General features: G+C 61.0%; 26 protein-coding genes. All 26 read right to left on the bottom strand.

The window, feature by feature from the left end:
- Positions 1-2: 2 nt before the first annotated feature.
- Entirely contained in the window at positions 3-923 is a 921-nt protein-coding gene (locus tag I5961_RS05925) for a phage tail protein (protein ID WP_227234613.1), read from the bottom strand.
- 14 nt (positions 924-937) lie between these two features.
- The gene (locus tag I5961_RS05920; RefSeq protein WP_227234612.1) at positions 938-1504 is read right to left on the bottom strand and encodes a tail fiber assembly protein; all 567 of its coding nucleotides are present in this window, start codon (positions 1502-1504) and stop codon (positions 938-940) included.
- A gap of 7 nt (positions 1505-1511) precedes the next feature.
- Positions 1512-2609, bottom strand: coding sequence for a phage tail protein (locus tag I5961_RS05915; RefSeq protein ID WP_227234610.1), 1098 nt, complete (start codon positions 2607-2609; stop codon positions 1512-1514).
- A 128-nt stretch (positions 2610-2737) separates the two neighbouring features.
- Positions 2738-3253, bottom strand: coding sequence for a phage tail protein (locus I5961_RS05910; RefSeq protein ID WP_085702613.1), 516 nt, complete (start codon positions 3251-3253; stop codon positions 2738-2740).
- Positions 3250-4401: a phage tail protein gene (locus I5961_RS05905; protein ID WP_227234608.1), complete on the bottom strand. Its 1152-nt coding sequence runs from the start codon at positions 4399-4401 to the stop codon at positions 3250-3252. The genes I5961_RS05910 and I5961_RS05905 overlap by 4 nt, the downstream gene beginning before the upstream one ends.
- A gap of 11 nt (positions 4402-4412) precedes the next feature.
- Entirely contained in the window at positions 4413-5012 is a 600-nt protein-coding gene (locus I5961_RS05900; RefSeq protein WP_085697370.1) for a YmfQ family protein, read from the bottom strand.
- Positions 5000-6043, bottom strand: coding sequence for a baseplate J/gp47 family protein (locus I5961_RS05895; RefSeq protein WP_227234606.1), 1044 nt, complete (start codon positions 6041-6043; stop codon positions 5000-5002). Before I5961_RS05895 ends, I5961_RS05900 begins: the two co-directional genes overlap by 13 nt.
- Positions 6033-6431, bottom strand: a complete 399-nt coding sequence (locus I5961_RS05890) for a phage GP46 family protein (protein ID WP_007954906.1) — start codon at positions 6429-6431, stop codon at positions 6033-6035. Before I5961_RS05890 ends, I5961_RS05895 begins: the two co-directional genes overlap by 11 nt.
- Positions 6431-6940, bottom strand: coding sequence for a phage baseplate assembly protein V (locus I5961_RS05885; protein ID WP_085697368.1), 510 nt, complete (start codon positions 6938-6940; stop codon positions 6431-6433). The genes I5961_RS05890 and I5961_RS05885 overlap by 1 nt, the downstream gene beginning before the upstream one ends.
- 179 nt (positions 6941-7119) lie before the next feature.
- On the bottom strand, positions 7120-8163 hold the full coding sequence (locus I5961_RS05880; protein WP_227234605.1) for a phage baseplate assembly protein: 1044 nt from the start codon (positions 8161-8163) through the stop codon (positions 7120-7122).
- A gap of 3 nt (positions 8164-8166) precedes the next feature.
- On the bottom strand, positions 8167-9402 hold the full coding sequence (locus I5961_RS05875; RefSeq protein WP_085697366.1) for a DNA circularization protein: 1236 nt from the start codon (positions 9400-9402) through the stop codon (positions 8167-8169).
- The gene (locus I5961_RS05870) at positions 9389-11284 is read right to left on the bottom strand and encodes a phage tail protein (protein ID WP_139834827.1); all 1896 of its coding nucleotides are present in this window, start codon (positions 11282-11284) and stop codon (positions 9389-9391) included. Before I5961_RS05870 ends, I5961_RS05875 begins: the two co-directional genes overlap by 14 nt.
- 130 nt (positions 11285-11414) lie before the next feature.
- On the bottom strand, positions 11415-11711 hold the full coding sequence (locus I5961_RS05865; protein ID WP_003222226.1) for a phage tail assembly protein: 297 nt from the start codon (positions 11709-11711) through the stop codon (positions 11415-11417).
- The gene (locus I5961_RS05860; protein ID WP_085697365.1) at positions 11708-12055 is read right to left on the bottom strand and encodes a phage tail tube protein; all 348 of its coding nucleotides are present in this window, start codon (positions 12053-12055) and stop codon (positions 11708-11710) included. Before I5961_RS05860 ends, I5961_RS05865 begins: the two co-directional genes overlap by 4 nt.
- 67 nt (positions 12056-12122) lie before the next feature.
- Positions 12123-13619, bottom strand: a complete 1497-nt coding sequence (locus I5961_RS05855) for a phage tail sheath subtilisin-like domain-containing protein (RefSeq protein ID WP_085697364.1) — start codon at positions 13617-13619, stop codon at positions 12123-12125.
- The gene (locus tag I5961_RS05850; protein WP_007954893.1) at positions 13619-13798 is read right to left on the bottom strand and encodes a DUF2635 domain-containing protein; all 180 of its coding nucleotides are present in this window, start codon (positions 13796-13798) and stop codon (positions 13619-13621) included. Before I5961_RS05850 ends, I5961_RS05855 begins: the two co-directional genes overlap by 1 nt.
- Positions 13795-14379, bottom strand: a complete 585-nt coding sequence (locus I5961_RS05845) for a hypothetical protein (protein ID WP_227234603.1) — start codon at positions 14377-14379, stop codon at positions 13795-13797. The genes I5961_RS05850 and I5961_RS05845 overlap by 4 nt, the downstream gene beginning before the upstream one ends.
- 44 nt (positions 14380-14423) lie before the next feature.
- Positions 14424-15440 (bottom strand): phage late control D family protein, encoded by a 1017-nt coding sequence (locus I5961_RS05840; protein WP_227234602.1) that lies wholly within the window; start codon positions 15438-15440, stop codon positions 14424-14426.
- Between the two features lie 9 nt (positions 15441-15449).
- Positions 15450-15662: a tail protein X gene (locus I5961_RS05835; RefSeq protein WP_085697361.1), complete on the bottom strand. Its 213-nt coding sequence runs from the start codon at positions 15660-15662 to the stop codon at positions 15450-15452.
- Positions 15655-16038 (bottom strand): phage tail protein, encoded by a 384-nt coding sequence (locus I5961_RS05830; protein ID WP_085697360.1) that lies wholly within the window; start codon positions 16036-16038, stop codon positions 15655-15657. Before I5961_RS05830 ends, I5961_RS05835 begins: the two co-directional genes overlap by 8 nt.
- Positions 16035-18311 (bottom strand): phage tail tape measure protein, encoded by a 2277-nt coding sequence (locus I5961_RS05825; protein ID WP_227234600.1) that lies wholly within the window; start codon positions 18309-18311, stop codon positions 16035-16037. The genes I5961_RS05830 and I5961_RS05825 overlap by 4 nt, the downstream gene beginning before the upstream one ends.
- Positions 18312-18439: 128 nt before the next feature.
- Entirely contained in the window at positions 18440-19021 is a 582-nt protein-coding gene (locus I5961_RS05820) for a phage tail assembly protein (protein ID WP_085702605.1), read from the bottom strand.
- Positions 19022-19101: 80 nt separating this feature from the next.
- Positions 19102-19608 (bottom strand): phage major tail tube protein, encoded by a 507-nt coding sequence (locus I5961_RS05815; RefSeq protein ID WP_127652505.1) that lies wholly within the window; start codon positions 19606-19608, stop codon positions 19102-19104.
- Positions 19608-20774, bottom strand: coding sequence for a phage tail protein (locus I5961_RS05810; RefSeq protein WP_085697356.1), 1167 nt, complete (start codon positions 20772-20774; stop codon positions 19608-19610). The genes I5961_RS05815 and I5961_RS05810 overlap by 1 nt, the downstream gene beginning before the upstream one ends.
- 2 nt (positions 20775-20776) lie before the next feature.
- Positions 20777-20962: a hypothetical protein gene (locus I5961_RS05805; RefSeq protein ID WP_039771239.1), complete on the bottom strand. Its 186-nt coding sequence runs from the start codon at positions 20960-20962 to the stop codon at positions 20777-20779.
- Between the two features lie 101 nt (positions 20963-21063).
- A complete protein-coding gene (locus tag I5961_RS05800) occupies positions 21064-21609 on the bottom strand; it encodes a DUF4376 domain-containing protein (RefSeq protein ID WP_227234598.1) in 546 nt (181 codons plus the stop codon).
- Between the last annotated feature and the right edge of the window lie 4 nt (positions 21610-21613).

The raw sequence follows: 21613 nt of genomic DNA, 5'->3' as shown, positions 1-21613 counted from the left end.
GGTTATCGCCCCCAAACCAATAGGCGTCCCGAGATTCCCGGCTCGGCCTTCACACTTGACGCCAGGACATTGCGGACTCTGGCAACAGCCGTCGATGTCGTGGAGTTGGCCGCATCGAACGCCCAGACGGTGACGTTGGAGCTGCCCCAGCCTGCCGGATAGCCTTCATTGGCGATCCCGCCGAGGACAGCATTGGGAAACATCATCGGCAACGACACGGTCATGATGCCATTCGCATCCGAGCCCCCCGTTACCCACTGCACAATCAAACCGCTGGGAAATTTCTGATACCCGGTCGTGGCAAACTGCGACGCATAAAGCGCCGAATACTTCAACGCAGCAGTGCCATAAACAACCCAGACACCTGACTCCCGGACAAAGGTCGCACTCTCGCCGGCACTCATCGTGATCGAACCCAGATAGGCCCCCTGGGGGCTGATCTGCGTACCGGTTTTACTGGCAACCGTGACCGCTGCGCTGTTCCGGCAATGCAGGCTGATCGTCGCGCCGCTGGGCACCGTAGTGGCGTCCGGCAAGGTCACGGTGTACGCGGCGTTTCCGCCCATCCCGATCGAACAGCCGATATCGGCCAGGGTCAGTTGGGTCGAGCCGGAGATGCCACGAGCGCTGGCGTAGCTGCCCAGTGCCCGCTGGACAAATTCGGCGGTTGCTGCAGAACGGCTGACATCAAATTGTGCAGCCGTCGTGAACAACGCCGGGCTGCGCAGTGCGTCGAGCAGTTGATGTGTGTTCGCCTCGTTCGGCGTCATGCCGGCGGCCTGTACGACGCTGAGAATTTCCTGCGTGACGCCATTGCCCCATGTGGCGGGAATCAGCGAGCCGGGTTTTCCGGCGACGGGATCCTCATCGACAAATTGCCCATTCACCAGCCCGACGCTGGGTACACTTTTGGGATAGTCCAAGATTCATCTCCTTATCAATCGGCGGTACGAGGTGCGGGCAGCGAAGGCCAGGTAATTTCCTGGGGGAAGCCTGTCTGCTTGTCGATGCGATTGAGCTCCACGCTGTAGAGCTTCCATTCGAGCAATTGCATCTGTTCTTCATGAGTCGCATCGCCAATGTCTTCGGCGTATTGCAGGGGGGCGATGCGCAGGACTGCATCGCGTAGCAAGGCATCACGCCGAACAAGTACGAGGCGTTTGATATCTGCCAGTTGTGCGGCCTCATCGAGCTGCCAAGCGTTATCGTTCCACGTGTGAAAGCCTCCCGGCCAAGGCAGGCGGGTGAACCCTTGCGGCAACTCGCCTAGCGCAGTCCAGGTTTCCCGCTGTCCTGTATCCGTGCGAAACACATCGCCACGACAATCGACCCGCTGTTGCAGGGATCCGTTGTCATAAGCCCAGGCGAAGCCCTCGGGGGCCGGGGACAGTTCGAGGTTCAGCGTGACGGCATTGCTCGGCAGTTGCAGGCCGATCCCCGGCACGAGCGGAAACTCCACAGGCCCGATCAGCGCACCGCTGTCGTCTATCAGGTAATTGAACATGTGCACCTCAGATCAGTTTGATACGCGCAGGAAAGGCGATGTTTCGCGGTCGGGTTTCGCCCGAAAAATTGCCGATGTTGCCGATGTACGTATCGGAGTCGAATGCGGGGTTGGGATAGGTTGTCGCCACGGTTGTAGTGGTCGGTGAAAAGTTGACGTTGGTGCCTACGTCCCAGACGCCATCCGGAATCCCCGGGGCCGGTTTGTAGTTGGCTCCCGTGCCGGTCGGCAGATAGTGGTTATGGCTCTGCAAGGAGTGTCCTTGCAGGCTGCCGGCTGCGCGCCCGGGATCGATGTTTCTGCCTTCACTTAGCACCCGCAGAAACTCGCCGCGAATCTCGGGAATCCGGAAGTTCGTGGCGCCATCACCACTGGTCCAGCCACCCTCCATACCCGCTCGGGCCGCTTCGGTCGTCAACGCCCCGGATGTGCGGGCGAAATCCCATAGCCATGGCCATTCGGAGCGCTTTAAAAGATCACCGTTCGGAACGCCGTAGCCTCCCGGATTGAGGGTCGTGGAGGTCTCAAAAAACGGACGGCCCAAAGCGCTGTTGTCACAGCGACCGACTGGCCACCAGTTACCTGCTCCATCACTGCGCAGATGCCACCAGTCACCACCGCCCATCAGCACCAGGAAGGAATATCCACTGGCGGAAAGGTGCGTGTGAAATCGGATCCGGTCGGGCCCGGAAGCCTGCACCACCATTCGATTGCCGCTGTTGTCGACACGACGAACAATCACGTCGCGCACACCCAGTCCGACATTGGCGTCGGGCAAGGTGATCGTCGTGGCACCGGGGCTGCCATCGATCAATACCAGACCAAGTTCCTGATCGCTCAGTGCCTTCGAAGCGGCAAGCCGCGTCACCACCGAGCGCATTGGGCTGGTAGCACCGATGATCAATTGAATGGCTTTGAGCAACTGACCGGTATCGGCCTCGGCGGCTGTCAGCCCCGCGCCGGTAATCACGTTGAGAATTTCCTGCGTCACGCTGTTACCCCACACCGCCGGAATCAAAGATCCCGGCGTTCCCGCTACCGGGTTTTCATCGACGAACCGGCCATTGACCAGGCCGACGCTAGGGACGCTTTTTGGGTAATCCATCGGATGTTCATTCCTCTGAAATGACAAATGAAACGTGGCCGCGCGCGGGTACTCGCAAAGGCTCAAAACGCTTCTGTTTCTGAAATAAAAAGCCCACCGTGAAGTGGGCTTGGGTGACGCGAGTGCGATTAGGAGGTCGAGTTGGCCGTCAGTTCACGAATGGCCAGCAACGCCTCATCGGCAGCAGTCCGGGCTTGATCCATATGACCTTTGCTTGCATAAGCGCGAATCTGGGTCTTGGCTTTCAGGCGCAAGGTGCGCAGAGTCAGCAGGCTGTCGCTGAGCTGGGCGGCCTTGTCGAGAATCTGCTCGGCGGACTGTTTCGCCGAACGGCCCTTGGCAACCCACGCGGCGACGGACAGCGGCACTTCCTTTTTCGGGTAACCGGCGTCCTGAAAGGCCTGAGCGTCGATGGCAGCCTGGGCGTACTCCAGGGCTTTGAGCGGATCGCCGGCCAGTGCAGCGCGAGAGCTGTCGGCGGCGGCATCGACATTGGCGCAAAGACGTTCGGTTTCCTGCAGTTCCAGCAGAGCGACTTTTTCGGTATTGACGACCCACTGCTCACCGTCCCAATCATGAGCCGCGGAAGGCTGTGCAACACGCAAACCGTCCTCGAACTGATGCAGTTCTTGAATGATGATCATCGGATCAGCTCCCAAGCGAAATTGACATTAACAGCAGCGGTAAAATTGATCGCAATACCGTTGGAGTAGTCGGTCTGACCGAAACTCTTGAGCCCCATGCTGAACAGCAATTCGTCACTGGCCGCGGTGCCCGCGCCCAGCGTGTGTTCGGCCTGATAGACCTGCCACAGCGAACGCAATTCGGCGTGGTCAAAACTTGCGGTCAATGTCGAAACAGTTGTGTCGCTAACCACGTTACTGGAAAAGATCAGCGCAGCCGCACCTGCCGTAGACCAACCGTCCCAGTTGCTGGAGGTTGCGACAGTCGGGTTGAGGAAGCAGTAGTTGCCCCCCAACCAGCCTCCCGGTGCAAACGACACGCTGGTGATGCCTGTCGGGTGCGGAGTGGGGTTACCAACCACCAGACGCGCCGCCCGCGCGTGAGGATCAAGCGGTAGATAGACAACGCCATTGCCATTGACGACCTGCGTCCAGCTCAACTGATTGCGGTTATAGATCGGCCTGACAATCGGCACCGATCCAGGTGCTGCTGTCACCACCCACGCCAGACAGATATCCAGCGGTGTCGACTGGAAACCACCACCCGCTGCCCCATTGACCGTCCCCTTCAGGCCATCTGGGCTGCCGTCGTAAATCGTCCCGCGCTGCATGTAAAACGTCAGCGCCCCACTCACCACCTGCGCCCGCAGAAAGTAACCCGAACTCGGCAGCAGATCAGCGCTGCTCCAGGCCTGAGTGGTGAACGTCCGCGAACGTCCCAACTGCCCCGCCACCACTTCCTGACCGATGCTGACGTAAATGCCCGCCGGCACCGACACTCGTCCGCCGCTGGTCGATGCGGCGGCCGGCGTGATCGGCATCCGGGCGTCAGCCGTGGCCACGGTCGGCAACGGCAACGCGGCCAATGGCAACGCGAGATCCTGATTCCAGCCCTTGGCCGAAACACTCTGAATCGCCTGGAGCAACTGATCGTATTTCTTCTCGTCCGGGGTCAGATCCCCGGCCTTGATCACATTGATGATTTCTTGCGTAACACCGTTGCCCCAGTCAGCGGGGATCAGCGACCCCGGTGTCCCGGTCAACGGGTTTTCATCGATAAATTTCCCATTCACCAGACCGGCGCTGGGCACACTTTTCGGATAATCCATTGCGCTACTCCCTAGTCATAGTTGATGTGCACCTTGGTATGCGCCGGCGCCGCCCGATGAATCAGGCACTCAAGCGCCGAGCCCGGATTCACGCCGAAGCGTTCGCCCCAGTAGCTCGCGCCGAAACGCCGGCCGAGCAGCAGCCGGCCGCCGGTGTTGAGCGTCCACATGAACTGCGCTTCCCAGGTGCCCCAGTGCGCCGCGCCGAAACGCGAACGGCCCATGCGCGGCGCTTCGAGTTCGGTGATGGTCGCGTTGGGGTAACCCTGGCTTTTGGCGATTTCCAGGTAGTAACCGACGGCCTGGCTGCCGACCGCCAGCAAGCGGCGGCGCACGGCGAGGCGACGGTCGTCGAACAGCGGTGTGGCGCCAAGGCACGGGTCGGGCAGGTTCATCACCTGCTCCCAGTCCGGCACCAGTTCGCTGACGCCGGCCGGGTCCATTTCGTTGAGCAGATCGGCGGCGCGAGCGTCGAGGCGCGCCAGCTCGACGGCGACGCCTTGCAGCACTTCCTCAAGTTCCGGCACGCGCTCCGGATCCCACGCCGGACCGCTCGGCAGCAAAGCGCGCAGTTGCGCCTGGTATTGCGCGGCGGTTCTTATGGCAGCCATACGCAACCCCCGAAGGTGAGCAGTTCACTGTCAGCTGCGGCCACGTTCGCCACCGGGGCCGACAGCACGTGATCGGTCTCACCCGCCGCGCTGCTGATCGCTTCGCGGATATGGCTGATCAACAGATCTTCGCCCAGATCGGCTTCACGGTTGTGCAGGTCGCGCAACTGGGTTTCAACAGCGGCGCGCACGGCGGTGGTGTCGGGGGTCAGCTTCAACTGATAGGTCACCGGTTTCTGCACCGGAGGACGCACGTGGACTTCGGCGGTCACCGGGCGCAGCGGTTCGATGTAGGCCTGCACTTCGGCCAGTTGATCGACATTCGGTACTGGCTGCGGATCATCGTCGCGCATGATGTACACGCCGACGGTGCCCGGTCCGAGGAAGCCACCACGGCACCACGCGCGGGTCACACCCGGCACTTCCAGCGCCCAGGTTTCATAATCGCTGGCCGAACCGCCGTGTGGGATGACGCGATAGGAACGGATCACCCGCGAGCGCAGCGACTCCAGACTTTCCCGCGCCACACCGCCGTTGAGTCCCGGCGCCAGTACGACAAAGCTGTTACTGACCACACCGGTGACTGGCTGCACCGGCGTCAGCGCCAGCCCTGCCTCGGCATTGCCCAGGCTGCCGGCATCCAGCGCCGCGATGGAAGTGCTGTTGACGCCATTGACGGTGGTGCGCGCGGCAGTGACTTTGAAGGTGCGACCGTCGCTCGATTGCAGCAATGTATCGGCGTCCAGCACCGCGCCCGCCGTGGCGTTGAAGCTGACCGTGCCGGTGGCGACCTGCGCCGGTTTGCGCGGCTGGTTCAGGCGCAATGCGGCGATCCGTTCCAGGGTCGATTCATCGGCGGTGTCGGGCAGGATCTGCTCGGCAATCCAGTCGAGGTAGCCGTACAGACCATAAGCGGCGCCGCCGAGTGTGCGGGCCAGGACTTGCGCATCGGACTGGCGCAGCGAATCGCCGGCCAGGTCGCTTTGGGTGCGCTTGATCAGCACCGGCAGCGAAGGGGTTTCAAACGGCATAGATCACCTGCCAACTGTTATCGGGATTGATGTCCAGGCGTTCGCCGTCGGCCAGGGTCAGGACCGTGCGCAGGTTCAGGCGCTGGGCGTCGAGGCGTTCGCTGATGATGTCGATGGCGCTGCAATGGCCGTCGTCGATCAGCCATTGCAAGGCTTCGCGGGCATAGAACTCGGCATCCATCTGGGTCTGCCGGGTCAGCTTGACCCGGCGCAGCAGCCACAGCCGCGAGCCGATGCGATCGTCGGCAACGGTGGGAAAGGTGTCGCCCCACCAGCCGAAACGCTCCTCATCGTCGAGGGCATCGTCGTCGGCGGCGCGGCGCCAGGTGAACAGGCTGATCAGTACGGCTCGGGTCAGCGCGGCGTGGAGGTTCTGACTGAAAAGCATCACTGACCTCCCGCCGGCGCGCCGGTCTGGCCGCTGCCCGCCTGCACGCCAACGTGTACGTGCCTGATTTGACTGATGCCGCCGGCCACTTGATCGTCTTTGGAAACGATCTTGCCGGTCTGGTTGATCACCGGCGTCTCGAAGTTCACGGCGGTGCTGGCGCGGATGTTGAGCGTGGCGGTTTCGATGTCGATGATCCGCCCGCGCTTGAAGTGGATCCTGTCGCCTTCGTCGGTGTAGATCGCCACTTCACCGGCCGCCAGCGATTGCAGGCGATAGCGACGGTCGGCGACCACCAGGGCGATGGCGTGGGAACGGTCGCCGCCGAGGAACGTGACGACGCCTTCGGCACCGGCCAGCGGGTGGCTGGTGAAGCCGTAGGGTTCGAAGTGCTCCATGTCGTCGTTCACTTCACCGGCAGTGAGGCGCATTTGCAGCGATTGCAGTTTGGATGCCGAATTGGCGAGCACGACAGTGCCGCGCGCCAGCAGGCGTGTCAGTAGGCTCATAGGTTTTCCTCTAGAAGTCGGCCAGCCACAGACAAACCCTGTGGGGGCGGCGGTGCGACGGGTCGACTTGCCCGCGATGGCGGTGTGTCAGGCAAAGAATTGTTTGCGGTAACCACAGCTATCGCGGGCAAGCCCGCTCCCACAGGGTCAGGTGATGCCAGTCTGGTTCGGCGTCAGGCTCAGGTTTTTTTCGGGGGAGTCGGGTTCGCGTCGAAGGTGTGCGGCGGTGCCACTTGCAGGGTGGTGACCGAGCCTTGCGCCGACAGCGAGTACGTCACCTTGGAGATCAGCATGTCGCCATCGAAACCGAGCACCGGATCCTTGACCTTCACCAGCGTGTTGTGGCGCCACAGGTCGCCGTTGGACTGACGCCAGCCTTGCACCTGATAAGTGGTGGTGAGCGCCCGGCCCATGCGCGTGGCGCTTTCCCACTGGGCCCGTTGCTGGGCCAGTTCGAACGTCAGTTGCGAGCCTTCGTTGATGATCGTGGTGCGCCGACGCTTGAAGCTCAGGTCAGTCGCGCTGGATTCAACCTCGCTGACCGCCGCCCCGCTCTTCTTGTCGTTGCCCTTCTGCTGGCCGATCACCCGATACTCGGAGAACACCTGGCTGTGATCCATCGGCGCATTGGCCGAGAGAATGTTCTTGCCCAGCTCCAGCGCATCGCTGGCGCGACCGCCGCTGCCCGGTTTGGCCAGCACCAGCCGGCCCTCGGCGTCATCGGTGGAAAACACCCGGTACAGCGAGAGCAGACGGTCGATCGACTGAAACACCGTTTCACCCGGCACGATCGTGTGTTTGCTCAGGCGTGCGGTCTCGGGAATCTCGTTGACCACAAACTGCGTGTATTCCCCGGCCAGGGCCTGAACGATGTTCAACAGTGGCTGTTCCTGCCATTGGCCGGGGATGTTACGCGCCGCACAATCGACCAGATCCTGGGTTTTGGAACTGCCCTCGATGCTCAGGCTGATTTGCCGCCCGTCATAGCTGATCGGGGCCTTGAACACGTAACCGGTGAGCACCAGATCCTTGCCGATCCGCACTTCGCACGGGTCACCGGCCTTGATCCGCTGATCCACGGTCTGCCCAGGCCATTGCCAGGTGATGTCGAGTTTGAAGGTGCGGAACTGGCGCTCCAGATCCGCGGTGATTTCCACGCTTTTCCAGCCACCGTATTCCATGCTGTTGACGGTCAGCGTCACACGGTTGTCAGTCTCGTTCATGACTCACTCCCTGGAAACCTTGACTTCGTTGGGTGAGAAGCTCGGATGAGATAGACCATTGCGCTGAATGACCTCGGTCACTCGGGTGGCGTCGCCAAACTGCTTGTAGGCCACGACCACAGCCGGAAAGGTTTCCTGGAAGGTTTTGCTGACCAGCCGCACACCGGACGACGCCACAGCCTTGAGGTGCGCGATCAGCGCTTCCTTCACATCGGCGATGGCCTGATAGTGCGCGGGATCGGCCTTGTCCTGGGCCTTTTGCAGCGCTTCGATCAGCTCTTTTTGCAATGTTTGCAGATCATCGGTGACCGGCACTTCCTGACGGCTGACCGGCTGCTTCGACTGCTGGTCCAGCGAAGGTGTCGAATTCAGTTTCACCGGGGTAGACGCCACCGGCATCGAGGCCACCCATTGCGCCACTTTGACGATCAGGGTGTCCTGCACCAGATTGGCCATCGCTTGCGCGGCGGCGTTGGTGTCCTTGCCGGTGGTGATTTTCGGCGCGTCGGCCTTGCGGATGGCTTCGATCTGTTGGGACACGTCGGCAATCACGCCACGGTAGCCTTCCTTCGCGAATTCCTTGAGCTCCTTGATATCGCCGAGCAAGCCCTTGAACTCCGCCGCTACTTCCTTGGGCAGTTCCTTCACGGCCCTGACCAATTCGGTGATCTGCTTGTATTGCGCGATCAGCGGTTTGAGTTGCTCCTTGATCACGTCATAAACGCCGGTGAGGCTGTTGCGCAGATTGGTGATGCCGATCCGCGCCGCCTTGATCAGGATCATCGCCTGTTCGAAGCGCGCCACCGCCGAACCGAGCAAACCGTCGGCCTTGATCAGCAGGACTTTTTGCGTACTGACCGTCGCCGTCGGAAACGGCAGCGGTCGGTCGGGGTAGAACTTCAGGCTGAACGTCACCATCCCGCCGTCCTGGCGGGTGTGGGTCATGTCGCACTCGCCGACCTTGACCTGCAAGCGGCCCAGCCACGGATGCACCAGTTCGCCGCTGCCCTGCTCCAGGGCCTGGAGCAGTTTGTCGCGCTGCTCCAGGCAATCGGCACCGATGATGAACGCCGTCAGGTCGTGAGTCTTGGCCTGTTGACCGAGGTCCTCGAAAAACGGCAGGTCGCGTTGCGGATATTCGTGCAACTGCCCCTTGCGGCCGACCGGGGTTTTCGCCTGGTCGATCCAGAAGCCGACACCGCGAAAGGATGCCGGCAACAAACGGTCACGCCAGTTCATTGGAACCTCCCATGGACAGCGAGCGATAGCCGATGCGCGAACTGAGCGCCAGCCCCGGTTGATTGGTTTGCGGTTGATCGGTACGCAGCCCCGCCGGCGCGTTTTCGAAGCGCACCGTCAGGCCGCCCTCGAGTTGCGTGCGGTTGTTGGCGGCGCTTTGCTGGATCAGGGCGCTGGAGGATTGCGGCAACGAGCCGCCCTGCAACGCACCGCCACCCTCGGGTTTCGGGCTGGCACCGAAGAATGCCGGCGCCAGTTCGCCCTTGCCTTCGGCATTGGTCTGGCGTTGCGCTTCGGTCAGGGTTTCGACCTTGCCGGTGACCTTGGCGATCAGCCCGGCGAAGCCACCGTCGAACAGTTCCTTGATCGGTGCGATGACGGTTTGCAGCTTTTGCCACAGCTCGCCGAACCACTCGGTGATCGGTCCCCAGCTCTCGATGATCTGATCCAGAGGTTTCCATTCGAACAGGCCGTGCAAAAAATCCACGACCGGCGCGGACAGCGCGAGTACAACCCCCCACAGCGCCGAGAAAACCTCACCGATCGGCTGCCAGTACTGTGCAATCTGCTCCAGCGGCGACCACTCGAACAGACCGGTGAAAAAGCCTTTGACCTGTTGCACTGACGCTTGCAGTGCCGTCCAGATCGGTTCGAAGAATCCGACGACACCACCCCAGGCGCTGGTGATCATCTCCATCGGGAAAAAATCGAACAGTGTCCGCAACGTATCCCGGGTGATTTGTACGGCCGATTGCAGCGTCGTCCATACCGGCTGGAAGTACGCAATGACACCGCCCCAGGCGCTGGTGATCATCTGCATGGGCGAGAAGTCGAACAACGACAACAGGAAATCTTTAGCCGGTTGCGCGGCTTTTCGCAGGCCGCTGAACATCGGTTCGAAGAACCTGACAACACCGCCCCATGCACTGTTGATCATCTGCATCGGCGAGAAATCGAACAGGTTTCTGAGAAACGCCATCACCGGCACACTCAAGGCCTTGAGCAATTCCCAGATCGCCGAAAACAGACCGGTCAACGGCCCCCAGTTTTCCAGGATCAGGCCTGCGGGCGACCACGAGAAAACCGACTTGAAGAAGTCGATCACCGGCGCGGTCACGGCCTTGACCTTGTCCCAGACTCCCGAGAAGAAACCGGTGACCGGTTCCCACAACGCCGCCAGTGTCTCCAGCGGCCGCCAGTCGAGCACCGAGCGCAACATCGCCATTGCACTGGCTCCGGCGTTTTTCACGCCCTCCCACAATCCGGTGAAGAACGCGGAAATGGGTGTCCAGTTGGCCACGATCAAACCGGCCGCCACGGCAATACCCATGGCGATCAGCATGATCGGATTGGTCTTGAGCACCATGCTCATCACGTCCATCACCTGGGTCATACCGGTGACGGCGGTCTGCATCGCGGAAAACGCAATCGCCCCCGCTGCCAGGCCTTCGACCAGTTTCGGGTTGTCGGCCAGCAGGCTGCCGACCTGGGTCAGCATCGGTTCCAGCCCGACCACCAATGCGCCCACTGCCGGTATCAGTGCGGCGTCCACCGCAGCGGACACTTTCTCCATGGACGCACTGAACACGTTCATGTTCTGCGCGGCGGCTTTCGGTGTTTCCGGCAGGTCGACGGTTTTCGCCGCCTCGCTGACCTCGGCAAGCTTGCCCTGAAACGCCGCAGCCGATTTGATGCCGTCCACGAACGGCGTAATCACGCTGCCGCCCTTGAACAGACCGCTGATGTCGAGTTTGCCGAGGCCGGTCTGTTCGAGGTTTTTCTTGAAGTCATCGACCTTCACTCGCAGGGCGCCGAGTTTCGGTGACAGTTCGTCGATGCCGGTTAGCAGCACCGACGCTTTAGCTTTGGTTTCTTCTGCCATCACTGCACCTGCTGCATCGCATTGATCCGTTGCGCGTGCTCCAGCGATTCGCGAAGCACATCCAGTGGCCTGGCCATCATCTGTTCGGGGTCAACCTTCCAGAACCAGGCCAGGTCATAGGCGACCGAAATCAGGTCGGTGATGGCTCCGACGCCGCACTCATGAAAAAACTCGCAACGGCCCAGCTCAGCGCGTTGAGGTCAGCCAGATCCAGCTGGTTGACCGACGACGGCGGTATGCCGGCGCACACCGCGATGTATTTGGCCGCCACGTCCATGTCGAGGCTGACCTCTTCGCTCTTGTCGATCTTGTACGGCAGCGCCTTGATCGCTCGCACTTCCTGCACCGTCGGACGGCGCAGGACGAGTTCGGTCAGGGGCTCGCCGTGAGCTTCGATCGCAACTTGAAGCTTCACGGCGCCGCTCATTGCCAGGTCCCCTTGATGCCTTCGAATTTCAGTTCGATGGTGGCGTCATCGCCCTTGGAGACTGGCTCTTCGACCAGATAGGCACCGGCCAGCACGTAGACTTTACCGTTGCTGAATTCGCAGGTGACGGTGATGTCGGTGCCTTCGATCAGCTTCTTCAGCGGGAAGTCGGCGGTGTGCAGCGCGGTCACCTTGAACGACGGCGCAACGTCGGTTTCCTTGTAGAAACCCGGCACGACGGTTTCGCGTTTGACGGCCATCAGCGGGGCTTCGCAGCCGCCGTTGATGGTCAGTTGTGCACCGTCGACCTTGACGTAGCAGGTGCCTGCAATCAGTTGACCCATGGTGTTACTCCCTTCAAATAAAAAGCCCACGCAAGGTGGGCTGAAATCACAGTGTCAAACGCACCGATCAGGCGACGTCGTCGTACTGCAGACGGAACTGGTTGAGCAGTGCGAACACGCGCAGACCGTTGATGTAATCCGGCGGGAACAGCACGTTCACGCGGCTCGGGTCCTGCACGTCGCGCTCGACGATCAGGTGCTCGGCGAACAGCTCGGCGTTTTCCACGTGGCCTTCGAGTTCGAGCTTGGCGTACTGGGCGATCAGCTCACCGCGAATGGTTGCCGGGGTGACGATCGGCTGGCCGGCGCCGAAACGGGTGCCGTCGGAAGCCAGCTTGTGGCGACCGTATTTGCTGGTGATCACGCTTTGCAGACGACGCACGATGAACGCCGACTGGTGCATGGTTTCGCTGTCCAGGTACGAGTTGTCGGCCTGGCCGTAAGCGTTCTTCTGGTAGGTGGTGATCGAGCGCTGGATGCGCACGTAACCGCCTTCGTAGTACGCGGTGGCGATGCCGTAGTTGAGCAGCGACTGACGCTCGGTCAGGGTGAAGCGCTCGCTGGCCGGTGCCGGATCGACGCCTGGCAGGCTGCCGCTTTGTGTCGGACGGCTGGCGTCAGCGGAGATGAACACCGCAGTGCGTGCAGCCAGTGCCGCAGCTTGTACCCACACTGGTTGCGGAACGCCCGGCTCCAGCGCCTGAATGGTCATGTGCTGGTCGTTGCGGGCCTGACCGGCGGCCACCAGCGTGCCGACGGTGCCGCGCTTGGCACTGTAGACGTGACCGAACAGTTGCTTGGCCCACGACCAGCGACCGGTGCTGTCGTCCATCACCGCTTGCCAGGTGTTGAGGGTAGCCAGGTCGGACCATGGCAGCGCGATGAACTCGAACGGCTCGTCGCCCAGTGCGGCCACCGCTTCAACCTGGTCAGGCACACCGACGCCGCCGGTCATGGCGGTGATCGCGGTGGTCAGGCCGGCCGGGGTTTCTTCACCGTTGCTCTTGCCCAGGCGATTGAATTGCAGGCTGATGTCGTTACCGCTCTCGCCAGTCCATTTGGCGTTCAGGGTGACGACGCCTTCGGCAGCTGCAGCGCTCACCGGCAGATCGGCGGTGGCGTTGATTTTCTGTGCCAAAGCAGTTGCAGCCTGGGCAGCGGTGGCACCGTTGACGACGGTGGCCTGCACGCGGACGCCGCCGACATACAGGTTGAGCACGCCAGCCTGAGTCGCGGTGCCGGTCAGGGTCACTACGCCTTTGGCGATGGCGCCGGTGGCGTTGTGCAGCGGCAGGCACCAGATCTCACCGATCGGGTCGGCCTTGCGGAAGGTCTCGTACATCGAGGCGAGCATCGAGCCCTGGCCCCCAATGCTCTTGGCCAGCGCCACGCTGGAGACCAGCACCAGTTTGCCGACTTCGCTTGGGGCGATGTTGTCGTTGACCTGCGCCACGATCAGGCGGCGCATGGACGAGGACGCGCTATTGGCGGCCGAGTTGTCCATTTCGGCATAGAACAGCGGTACACGAATGTCCGCAGGAATGTTGCTGAATCCGATCGCCATTATTTGGCTCCCTTTTGTTTGGCTGTTGCGGTTTTGAGGGTGATATCGCCGTCGGCCAGACGCCGGCGCCACCAGGCGCTGTCCAGCACTTCACGGCCTTCCAGTGGCAGCAGGTCGCCGGCTTCCGGGTCCGGCACGGCACGGCCGGCAGCCGGCACTACGGTGATGCGGTTGCTCATGGGGTTACGTCTCCAGAGAAAGTCATTTCCACGCGCCCGTCAGGGCCCGGGCGTTTCAGGTTGGGGTCGGCCGGGTCGATCGCATCGACCCGCACGGTGGCCCCGGTAAAGGACGACAAACCGTCCAGTTCACGTTCGTGCCAGCTCTCCGCAGGCTGACTTGGCAGATTGCGGCCCAGCTGGAACTCGGCAAAAAAGCGCAGCCGGTAAAAAGCGCGGCTGGTGTTGATCGAGACCGTTTCGCCGCCGTCATAAACGATGGCGCTGTAGTTGGAATCGGGTTTGAAACCCACCAGCGCACGCCACAGTTCGGCGCGCAGGTCGTGCAACAGATCCAGCGCTTTTGCGCCGTCCGTGGCGTCGAGCACCAGGATGATTTCGAAGCGGTCGCGGATCGGTTGGCTGGCGGAGTTCTGGGCGGTGCTGGCGCTGGCCAGGTCGGCCAGGGGTAAAACATGAGCCGACGGGGTCGGCAGATTCGGGTCACCTTGCAGCAGCGCCAGGTCGACACCTGTCGCGATATGGCCGGCAAGGCTTGGGCATTGCGCACGCAGCTGCGTGAGGATCGGGGAGATCTTCATGGGGAGCGTTCCAGAGGGATTTTTTGCTGGGAATGCCTGAACGATCAGGCTTTTGGATCGAGGCTCGTGGCTTCGATGACGCAGCGATAGCTTTCATCGCGCTTGCCGCTGGCAGTCACTTTTTCGATCGACCAACGCCCGCGCAGGAAGTCCGGCCAGGTCTCGTCGAGCAATAGCAGACCCTCGGCAGACAGCAGCGGATTGCCCGGGCAGGTGATCTTCACCTTGTACTTTTCCCGCAGCATCTTGCGCACTTCGCCCTCACCGATGGCCCTTGCCTCCTCCTCGCTCTGGCAAGTCTGACGCACGGTCTTGTACGGCGCCTCGCCAGTCAGTACCTCACGCATCACACCTTTGGCGTTATCCCAGAAGCTGGTTTTGCAGCCTTTGGCCTGCGCGCGGGCGGTCTCTTCAAGGGTCGCGCCGATGAACGCGTGATCGCCGGGGCGATTGTTCTCGGTTACCGACAGACGCACGTCCGCCAGTACCTTGCCCGACAGTGATTTCACCTGACCGGGCCGCGCCAGCACATACAACTCGCCCACCGGTTTGGCGATCACTTTGTACTTCTTCGCCAGACGCGTCAGGAAACCCATGTCGGTTTCGTTGGACTGGTCGATGTGATCGATCCTGATCAACGCCAGATCGGGCGCGACCCTGGGTGAAAACCCGTGGCGCGAAACCAGTTGGCGAAACAGTGCACCCAGAGTGGTCGGGCCATGACTGGCCGTCCGCCGCTGTTTGAAGCCGGTCTCGTCGGCGGCGCTGAACGGTGCGGCCGTGGCGACCAGTGTCAGGCGAAACGGGAACAGGGTCGGTGTCAGGCGCGTCACTTTGAACAGGCCTTTATCGACCATTCCCGACTCAAGATAGCCAACCCGAAGACCGATTTTCCCACCCAGTTTTGGCAGGCCATCAAGCCCTTCCAGATCGATCGTCAACGTCAGTTGATCAGACTCTATACCGGCGGCATCGACATGCTCCCAACTCATCAGGCGCTGGTTGAGCAGCGCCGCGTTGGCCCCATAGATTTCCACGACCGGGGTGAATCCCTGTGCCATGCAGCCTCCTTAATCCCAGGCCGAAACCGGTTTGATTGCGGCGGGTTTCGAGTCGAGTTCCGGCAGCACCACCCAGACGCCCGCAGGCAAAACCGGGCCGTGTTCGGCCAGGGTGGGGTTGAGTGTCCACAGGGCTTCTTCGGCGACGTCATCGCTGCGCCCGGTTTCGCGGTAGAGCAACAGATTCACCGAATCACCGGCCACGCTTCGTACCTTACGCATTGTTGAACTCCGCCAGTTCGATGACCCACTTGATGACCATCGCAGTGCCATCGTCGATGACCTCGCTCTGGTTCTCCTGGATGCTGTTGATCCGCCACAGGCCCCAATTGCGACCGATGCCGTCAATCAACGGCAGCGGCGATCTCAGTGCCTGCAGCGCACGCAACTCATCGAGCCGGTTCATCGCCACGGCGTACATCGAGGTACCGGAGATGGTCAGGGTTTCGGGCTTCTGCCCGGTCTGGTGGGACTTGGGTTTGCTGGTCAGGATCGGCAGTTCCGTCCAGCCGCCATCGGACTTTCGCGCCAGCGTGCTGTACGCAAAATCCCGGGACAGGCCGAAGATGAAACTGCCCAGTGCCATTTGTTGTTTCATTGGGCGACTCCATCGGTCAGGGCTGCGTCACGGCGTATGGAGAGGGCATTGCCGGCCACACCTGGGACAAATTGGGACGTGAAGTGCGACTCAAGCACCTGCGAAAGCATCGTGCCGACTTTCTCGGAACTGAGCAGTTCGCTGCCGCTGACATGAACTGAAGGTGCGTAAGTGTATTGCGGGTTTGACGCTTGCATTTGCGTTTGCGCAATGGATACGTCTTTGGCGACCTGTGCCGGCGGTGCCAATTTGTCTTCAGGCGGCGTCGCCAGTTTTTGACCCAGAAGGGACCCGGCTATTCCACCCAGCGTGCCACCAATAAAGGTTCCGATGCCGGGCGCAATGAACGTACCGATCGTAGCGCCAATCGCCGTTCCGGCCAGTTCGCCGGCCGCGCCCTTTACCGCTTTGTCGTCACCTTCGCGCCAGCCTTTCAACCCTGTATAAGCAGCATGAGCAATGGCCAGAGGCGCGCCAACCTTGATGACAGGCAATGCCTTGACAACCGACGGCATGAGCCTGGCCCCCAAACCCTCTGCCAACGACATGACTTTCGCGCCAGCCCCGCTCAGCCGGCTCGGCATGGCGCTTTTGACAACATCGCCAACCATTCTGAATCGGGTGAGCGCATCGTCGAGCATGGGTGCGACTCTGGCCGTCATACCACTCAAGCGACTGCTCTTGCGGGTTACGGAAGCGGTGCCGGACGACCGTGCAGCAGAAGGGGTGCGTCGGCGCGATCCACGCCCCTTCTTCCTGCTTTCGCGACTGTCGCCATCGTTGTCATCACCACCTATCGCATCAGCAATATCCGACGGCAGTCGCGCCGATGCCAGGCGCAATAGTTTCGTGGAAACCACGTCAAGCACCGAGGCCACGCCGGACTTCAAGGCCCCACCCACGAACGGCATGGCTGCCGCGCTGAGCAGAACCAGCCCTGCCGTGAGGGCCGGGAACGTTTCCGCCGCTGCGCTCACACCGTTGACCAGTGAGGTGAGCACGACGGCGGCACCGTCAGCCAAAGGCGCAAGCGCCATGCCGAATGCAGTGGTCAACCGGGTCAGACTTGCGTCCAGAGCATTCCAGCGACCCTGCGAAGTATTGCCGAACGCCTCTGCTGACTTCGCCGCAGCGCCTTCGCCCGCGCCAAGCTCCGTTGTTGCGTACTTGTGCTTGTCGGCTACCAGCGAGAAGGCGTTTTTTACATCGTCCGGTTTCTTCAGCAGCTCGAGAACTCGGGTGTCGTTTTCGCCGAACAGCGTCTTCGTCGGTGCCGCCCGTTCTTGTATAGGCTGCTTGTCAAGTGCAGCAAGTACCGAGTTGATGACAGCAGGCGCATCCTTCCTCATACCCTCAGACAGCGATTGAGGATCAAGCCCTAACTGAGCCAAGGCTGTTCGCTGCTCAGTCGATACCGCCCCGCCTTTGGCCAGCATCGAGGTGATGCCTTTCAGGGCAGTGCTGGCGCTCTCCTTGTCCGCACCACTATTGAGAAGCGCCGCCGCCAATGCAGCGACCTGTTCGGGAGTCAATCCAGCGGCAATCGCACTCTCGCCGGAACGTTGCACCACCGAACCGATGTCTGCGGCCTTGGCATCCAGACCGCTATTGCCGAGGTAGGTCGTTGCATCCGCAAGATCCTGGCTTTGATACTGATCCAGCTTCAGCGAGGAGCGCCACGCGGCGATCATTTCGCCAGCCGCCTTGACGTCCATCCTGAATGCCGATGCGTTGATTGCGGCATCATGGGAGAACCACTTCAGTTCGTTCGCCCGCTGGTCACCTTTGGCACCATCGGCAATGCCGGATCTGGCTCCGGCAAGCTGCACTTGCAACAGATCCGCATTGGTCGCACCACTGGCGGATATCTGTTTCTCGCTGGCGAGTTCCAGAGTGCTCTGCGAGTGCGCTTGAAGCTGATCATGGCTCAGCTTGAGCAACTGATTGAGTTCGACAAGCGCCGTCTCATTGGCCATGGCTGGTTGCATGAGCTTTGGAGGTGGACGCTGCTCGATCTCGGCCTTGAGTTTTGACTTTGGTTCGGCGCTTGCAGCCGGGGATGCAGCACTCACCTTGAACAGCGATTGCTGATTGGCCAACAGCTCTCGAAGCTTGATCTGCTCCTGGGTCAGCAAGCGGATATCCGCGCTCGCCAGCGCCATTGTCAGGTTCAAGTCCTGCAGCGGTTTGCCAAGGCTATCGGACAGCTTTAACCCGGATGCTGCGTTGCCACTCTCATTGGCGTATGTGAGCGCAAATTTGCTCTCTGCCATGCCGCTCTACTCCTTTTTCACGCCAAGGCGAGTGATCGCTATGTCGTAGCGGCGCAACGCCTTTTCGGCGTCCCACTCCAGAATTTCCGCCTCACTTACCGGGTAAATGAGCGGCACGATATCGAGGATTACTTCGATGTCGCGTTCTGAAAGAAGGCCGCCGGCTGGTTTAAAAAATCGTCGATGCGCACCTGCAATTGCGTCCAGTCCGGGACGCTCATCAGGGCCAGATCGGGGATCATCAGGCCGGTGCAATGGGCGGTGATGAACTCGGCGCGTTCCTTGGCCGTTTTCAGTTTCTTCATCACTTTGGTGGCCCGCAGCGCCGGCATTTCCAGACTCAGCGAAGTCACGGTGCGGCCGGTGACGGCGAGCGGTTGCAGCAGTTGCACCTGGTCGGGATCGTCGGATTTCTCCGCATCTTCGACCAGGTCGAGAAAGTACGACGCCGGACGGGTCGACATCTCGTGTACGTACTGCGCGATCGTCACGTAGTCCGGACGCTTGAGCTGGTCGAGTTCCTTGACCGACAAGCCGGTGGCCAGCAGCGCCAGTTCGAAGAACTGGTCGTCCTCATCGTCGCCGGCGCGTTCCAGCGCTTCTTTCTGGGCGGCGTAGAACAGCGGCTTGAGCTGGATCGATTCGATCTGCGAGCCGTCGTCACCGGTGATCGGCGACAACAGGTCATGCTTGGGTGGCATCCACGACATGAAAGGAATTCCTTGGGTGTTCTTGAAGATTCCTGTGGGCATGAACGCCCACAGGTTTTGTGCCTGATCTGCCGAAAGGCTTACGGCATCAGCACCGCACGACGGGCATCACCGAGGATGTCGACGCCGTTGAGCACGAACTTCTGGGTGCGCACGTCGATGTCGATCACCGGAATGCCGTTTTCCAGGCGGTTGTAGGTGCGGCAAGAGAACTCAAGAGTTGTCAGGGCTTTGCCACCCATTTTGATTGCTTCCTCACCCATGGTTTTGAGCTTGCCGCCGATGGTGTGATAGGTGAACCAGGTGTTGCCGTCCTGATCCTGACCGGCTTCACGCACGTTCAGCAGAATGTCGTCGCCCAGTTTCACGCCCATCGCCAGCAGCACTTCAGCGCCGGTGCCTTGCAACTTGAGCGTGGCGTTCAACGGCTTGGCGCTCTTGGCCATTTCCTCAACGATGAAGCGCCCGCCCGTCATGCTTTCCATGTCGAAGTCGATCTTCGGCGGAGTGAATTCTTCCACGGTCGCCGACAGCGGCAGGCCTTGCAGGGTGGCCGCGATGGCCTGTCTTACGCGGTTGGTAAACATTAGAGAACGTCCTCCAGGAACTGCTCGATGATTTCATCGCGGGCGTTGAGTTGATAAACCATGTGTTCGTTCGGCGCGTAGCGGCCGTAATCGATGACCACGTACCAGGTGCCGTTCTTGTACTTCTCGACGCTGTTGAGTTCCGGGTGCAGATACACGCTGCCGCCGGGAATGGTTTCGTCGGCGACCAGGGTCTGCAGCCAGTCGTTGATGCGTTTGACTTCCTGATCCATGAACGACTTGGTCAGGTTCTTGGCCATGGCTTTCTGGCCGGCCTTCACCAGCTTTCGGCTGATGGCGTCTTCCAGACCGACGTAGCTGATGAACTTGCCGGTGATCGAGCGGTTGCCCAGCAGCGAGAAGCCGCCAAGGATGGTGCGGGCGTAGTAGCTGACGCCGTAGCGGTTGAGCAGATCGCCTTCAGTGGAGGTGTCGAGGATGTTGTACTCAACGACCCGCGACACGTCTTCGGCGTAGGTCACCTGGTTGCCCGGGCTTTCCCATTGCTTGACCTTGGCCAGCGCGGCGATTGCCAGGCTCGATGGCGCGAGGAACACGTTTTTCTTCGCCGCTTTCGAGTACACAGCCGGCATGTTGTGCACCACCAGGCAACGGTCGAAACCCAGATCCGCGCCGCCCAGTTCCTGGCTGTACAGCACCTGGTCAGCAACCGAGACATCCTTGCCGTCCAGCACCACACGGGCCTTGATGCGCTTGCCGAACGAGGCGAACTCGCTGGCCACTGCCTTGGTGCCGGTGAAGCCTGGCGCGCCGATGATGGTCAGGTCTTCCGGTACGCTGCCCAGCGCAGCCAGACCGAGCTTGCGGCCGGTCACTGGCTCGATGCCGCCGATCACTGCGTTGACGGTATCGCTTGGGGTGGCGCCCGCTTCGACGATCACCACATACACCGGCACCTTGACCACTTTGAGGATCTGGTAAACGGCGTGGTACAGGGTGCCCTCTTCCGCACCGGTCGGATCGAGCAGCGCGTGAGTGGTGAAGCTGTTGATGCGAAACGGTGCGTTGCGCGGAATCAGCGGATCGGCTTTCGGCGCGGTGCCGACCAGACCGATGACGTTGTCACCCAGGCCACCCATGGCCTCGGGGGATTCGGTGGCATTGACGGTAATGCCGTTGTGCTCGAAGTTCAGAACCTCAGCCATAGTCAGTCAGCCTTCTTGGCAGCGGCCTTAACGGCCTTGGTGGTAGGTGTTTTCAGCTCCAGTCGACCGGCGCTGTGCAGGGCACTGGCCTCGACATCGAGCAGATCGAGTTCCTGGCCGACACTCGACCAGTGCCCACCGCCGGTGGGGAATGGAACGAGCACGGTGTAGGTTTGGCGGGTTGCCATTTTTCGTTTCTCCATAAACGGGAAAGCCCCTCGTTGGGAGGGGCTTGGCGGGTGTTGGGTGTTTTTGACGGACAATAAAACGCCCCGGGGTGCGGGGCGTTTTATTGAGGCTCGGAGGTCGGTGAAACTGGCATGGAATCGGGCCAGCCTTCCTTAAGCATTTCATCGGAGTACGTGCCGCGCTCGATTGCCTGGAGCAACTCCAGTTCGCGATCGAAACAAGCCTGCACGTGCGCCCTGACGGCTTTGGCAATCGCGAGAATCTGCTGCGCGCCTATCTCGACGAAACCTTCGAGCGTTTTGAAGTTGCAGCGGTAATCAGGATCGAGGATCGCCGAGATGCCAGCGCCATAGATCATCCCCGCGCTTTCACGGGAGGTTGCAACAGTTAAACCTTCCACAGAAACGATCGCGTCCTCCCGCTCATAGCGCTCATCGGCGACCCGTTGCGCATAATCAGGAGTTACTTGTGGGAAAGGCGTTTTGACAATTTCATCGCCTACTCGACGCCAGATGCCGTCGGCTTCCTGGGTCAACCTGATAAACAACTTGTCATCGACTTTGACTGCCGACGCGGGAATCGGGTGAACCCCTTCAATCAGGCAGGTTTGCAAGTTCGAATTCTCGTCAAACAGTGCGTATTTCATGATC

This window comes from Pseudomonas sp. IAC-BECa141 (assembly GCF_020544405.1).
Lineage (GTDB): Bacteria > Pseudomonadota > Gammaproteobacteria > Pseudomonadales > Pseudomonadaceae > Aquipseudomonas.
This window is presented reverse-complemented; position numbering and strand designations above follow the sequence as displayed.

Coding starts and splice junctions, on each gene's coding strand:
- I5961_RS05830 (WP_085697360.1), bottom strand. CDS start 16,038: ATGAAACAACAAATGGCACTGGGCAGTTTCATCTTCGGCCTGTCCCGG.
- I5961_RS05855 (WP_085697364.1), bottom strand. CDS start 13,619: ATGGCGATCGGATTCAGCAACATTCCTGCGGACATTCGTGTACCGCTG.
- I5961_RS05900 (WP_085697370.1), bottom strand. CDS start 5,012: ATGGCTGCCATAAGAACCGCCGCGCAATACCAGGCGCAACTGCGCGCT.
- I5961_RS05860 (WP_085697365.1), bottom strand. CDS start 12,055: ATGGGTCAACTGATTGCAGGCACCTGCTACGTCAAGGTCGACGGTGCA.
- I5961_RS05815 (WP_127652505.1), bottom strand. CDS start 19,608: ATGTTTACCAACCGCGTAAGACAGGCCATCGCGGCCACCCTGCAAGGC.
- I5961_RS05870 (WP_139834827.1), bottom strand. CDS start 11,284: ATGGCAGAAGAAACCAAAGCTAAAGCGTCGGTGCTGCTAACCGGCATC.
- I5961_RS05910 (WP_085702613.1), bottom strand. CDS start 3,253: ATGATCATCATTCAAGAACTGCATCAGTTCGAGGACGGTTTGCGTGTT.
- I5961_RS05805 (WP_039771239.1), bottom strand. CDS start 20,962: ATGGCAACCCGCCAAACCTACACCGTGCTCGTTCCATTCCCCACCGGC.
- I5961_RS05810 (WP_085697356.1), bottom strand. CDS start 20,774: ATGGCTGAGGTTCTGAACTTCGAGCACAACGGCATTACCGTCAATGCC.
- I5961_RS05835 (WP_085697361.1), bottom strand. CDS start 15,662: ATGCGTAAGGTACGAAGCGTGGCCGGTGATTCGGTGAATCTGTTGCTC.
- I5961_RS05885 (WP_085697368.1), bottom strand. CDS start 6,940: ATGAGCCTACTGACACGCCTGCTGGCGCGCGGCACTGTCGTGCTCGCC.
- I5961_RS05880 (WP_227234605.1), bottom strand. CDS start 8,163: ATGAACGAGACTGACAACCGTGTGACGCTGACCGTCAACAGCATGGAA.
- I5961_RS05840 (WP_227234602.1), bottom strand. CDS start 15,440: ATGGCACAGGGATTCACCCCGGTCGTGGAAATCTATGGGGCCAACGCG.
- I5961_RS05865 (WP_003222226.1), bottom strand. CDS start 11,711: ATGAGCGGCGCCGTGAAGCTTCAAGTTGCGATCGAAGCTCACGGCGAG.
- I5961_RS05890 (WP_007954906.1), bottom strand. CDS start 6,431: ATGCTTTTCAGTCAGAACCTCCACGCCGCGCTGACCCGAGCCGTACTG.
- I5961_RS05845 (WP_227234603.1), bottom strand. CDS start 14,379: ATGAAGATCTCCCCGATCCTCACGCAGCTGCGTGCGCAATGCCCAAGC.
- I5961_RS05920 (WP_227234612.1), bottom strand. CDS start 1,504: ATGTTCAATTACCTGATAGACGACAGCGGTGCGCTGATCGGGCCTGTG.
- I5961_RS05875 (WP_085697366.1), bottom strand. CDS start 9,402: ATGAACTGGCGTGACCGTTTGTTGCCGGCATCCTTTCGCGGTGTCGGC.
- I5961_RS05895 (WP_227234606.1), bottom strand. CDS start 6,043: ATGCCGTTTGAAACCCCTTCGCTGCCGGTGCTGATCAAGCGCACCCAA.
- I5961_RS05800 (WP_227234598.1), bottom strand. CDS start 21,609: ATGAAATACGCACTGTTTGACGAGAATTCGAACTTGCAAACCTGCCTG.
- I5961_RS05850 (WP_007954893.1), bottom strand. CDS start 13,798: ATGAGCAACCGCATCACCGTAGTGCCGGCTGCCGGCCGTGCCGTGCCG.
- I5961_RS05820 (WP_085702605.1), bottom strand. CDS start 19,021: ATGTCGTGGATGCCACCCAAGCATGACCTGTTGTCGCCGATCACCGGT.
- I5961_RS05825 (WP_227234600.1), bottom strand. CDS start 18,311: ATGGCAGAGAGCAAATTTGCGCTCACATACGCCAATGAGAGTGGCAAC.
- I5961_RS05915 (WP_227234610.1), bottom strand. CDS start 2,609: ATGGATTACCCAAAAAGCGTCCCTAGCGTCGGCCTGGTCAATGGCCGG.
- I5961_RS05905 (WP_227234608.1), bottom strand. CDS start 4,401: ATGGATTATCCGAAAAGTGTGCCCAGCGCCGGTCTGGTGAATGGGAAA.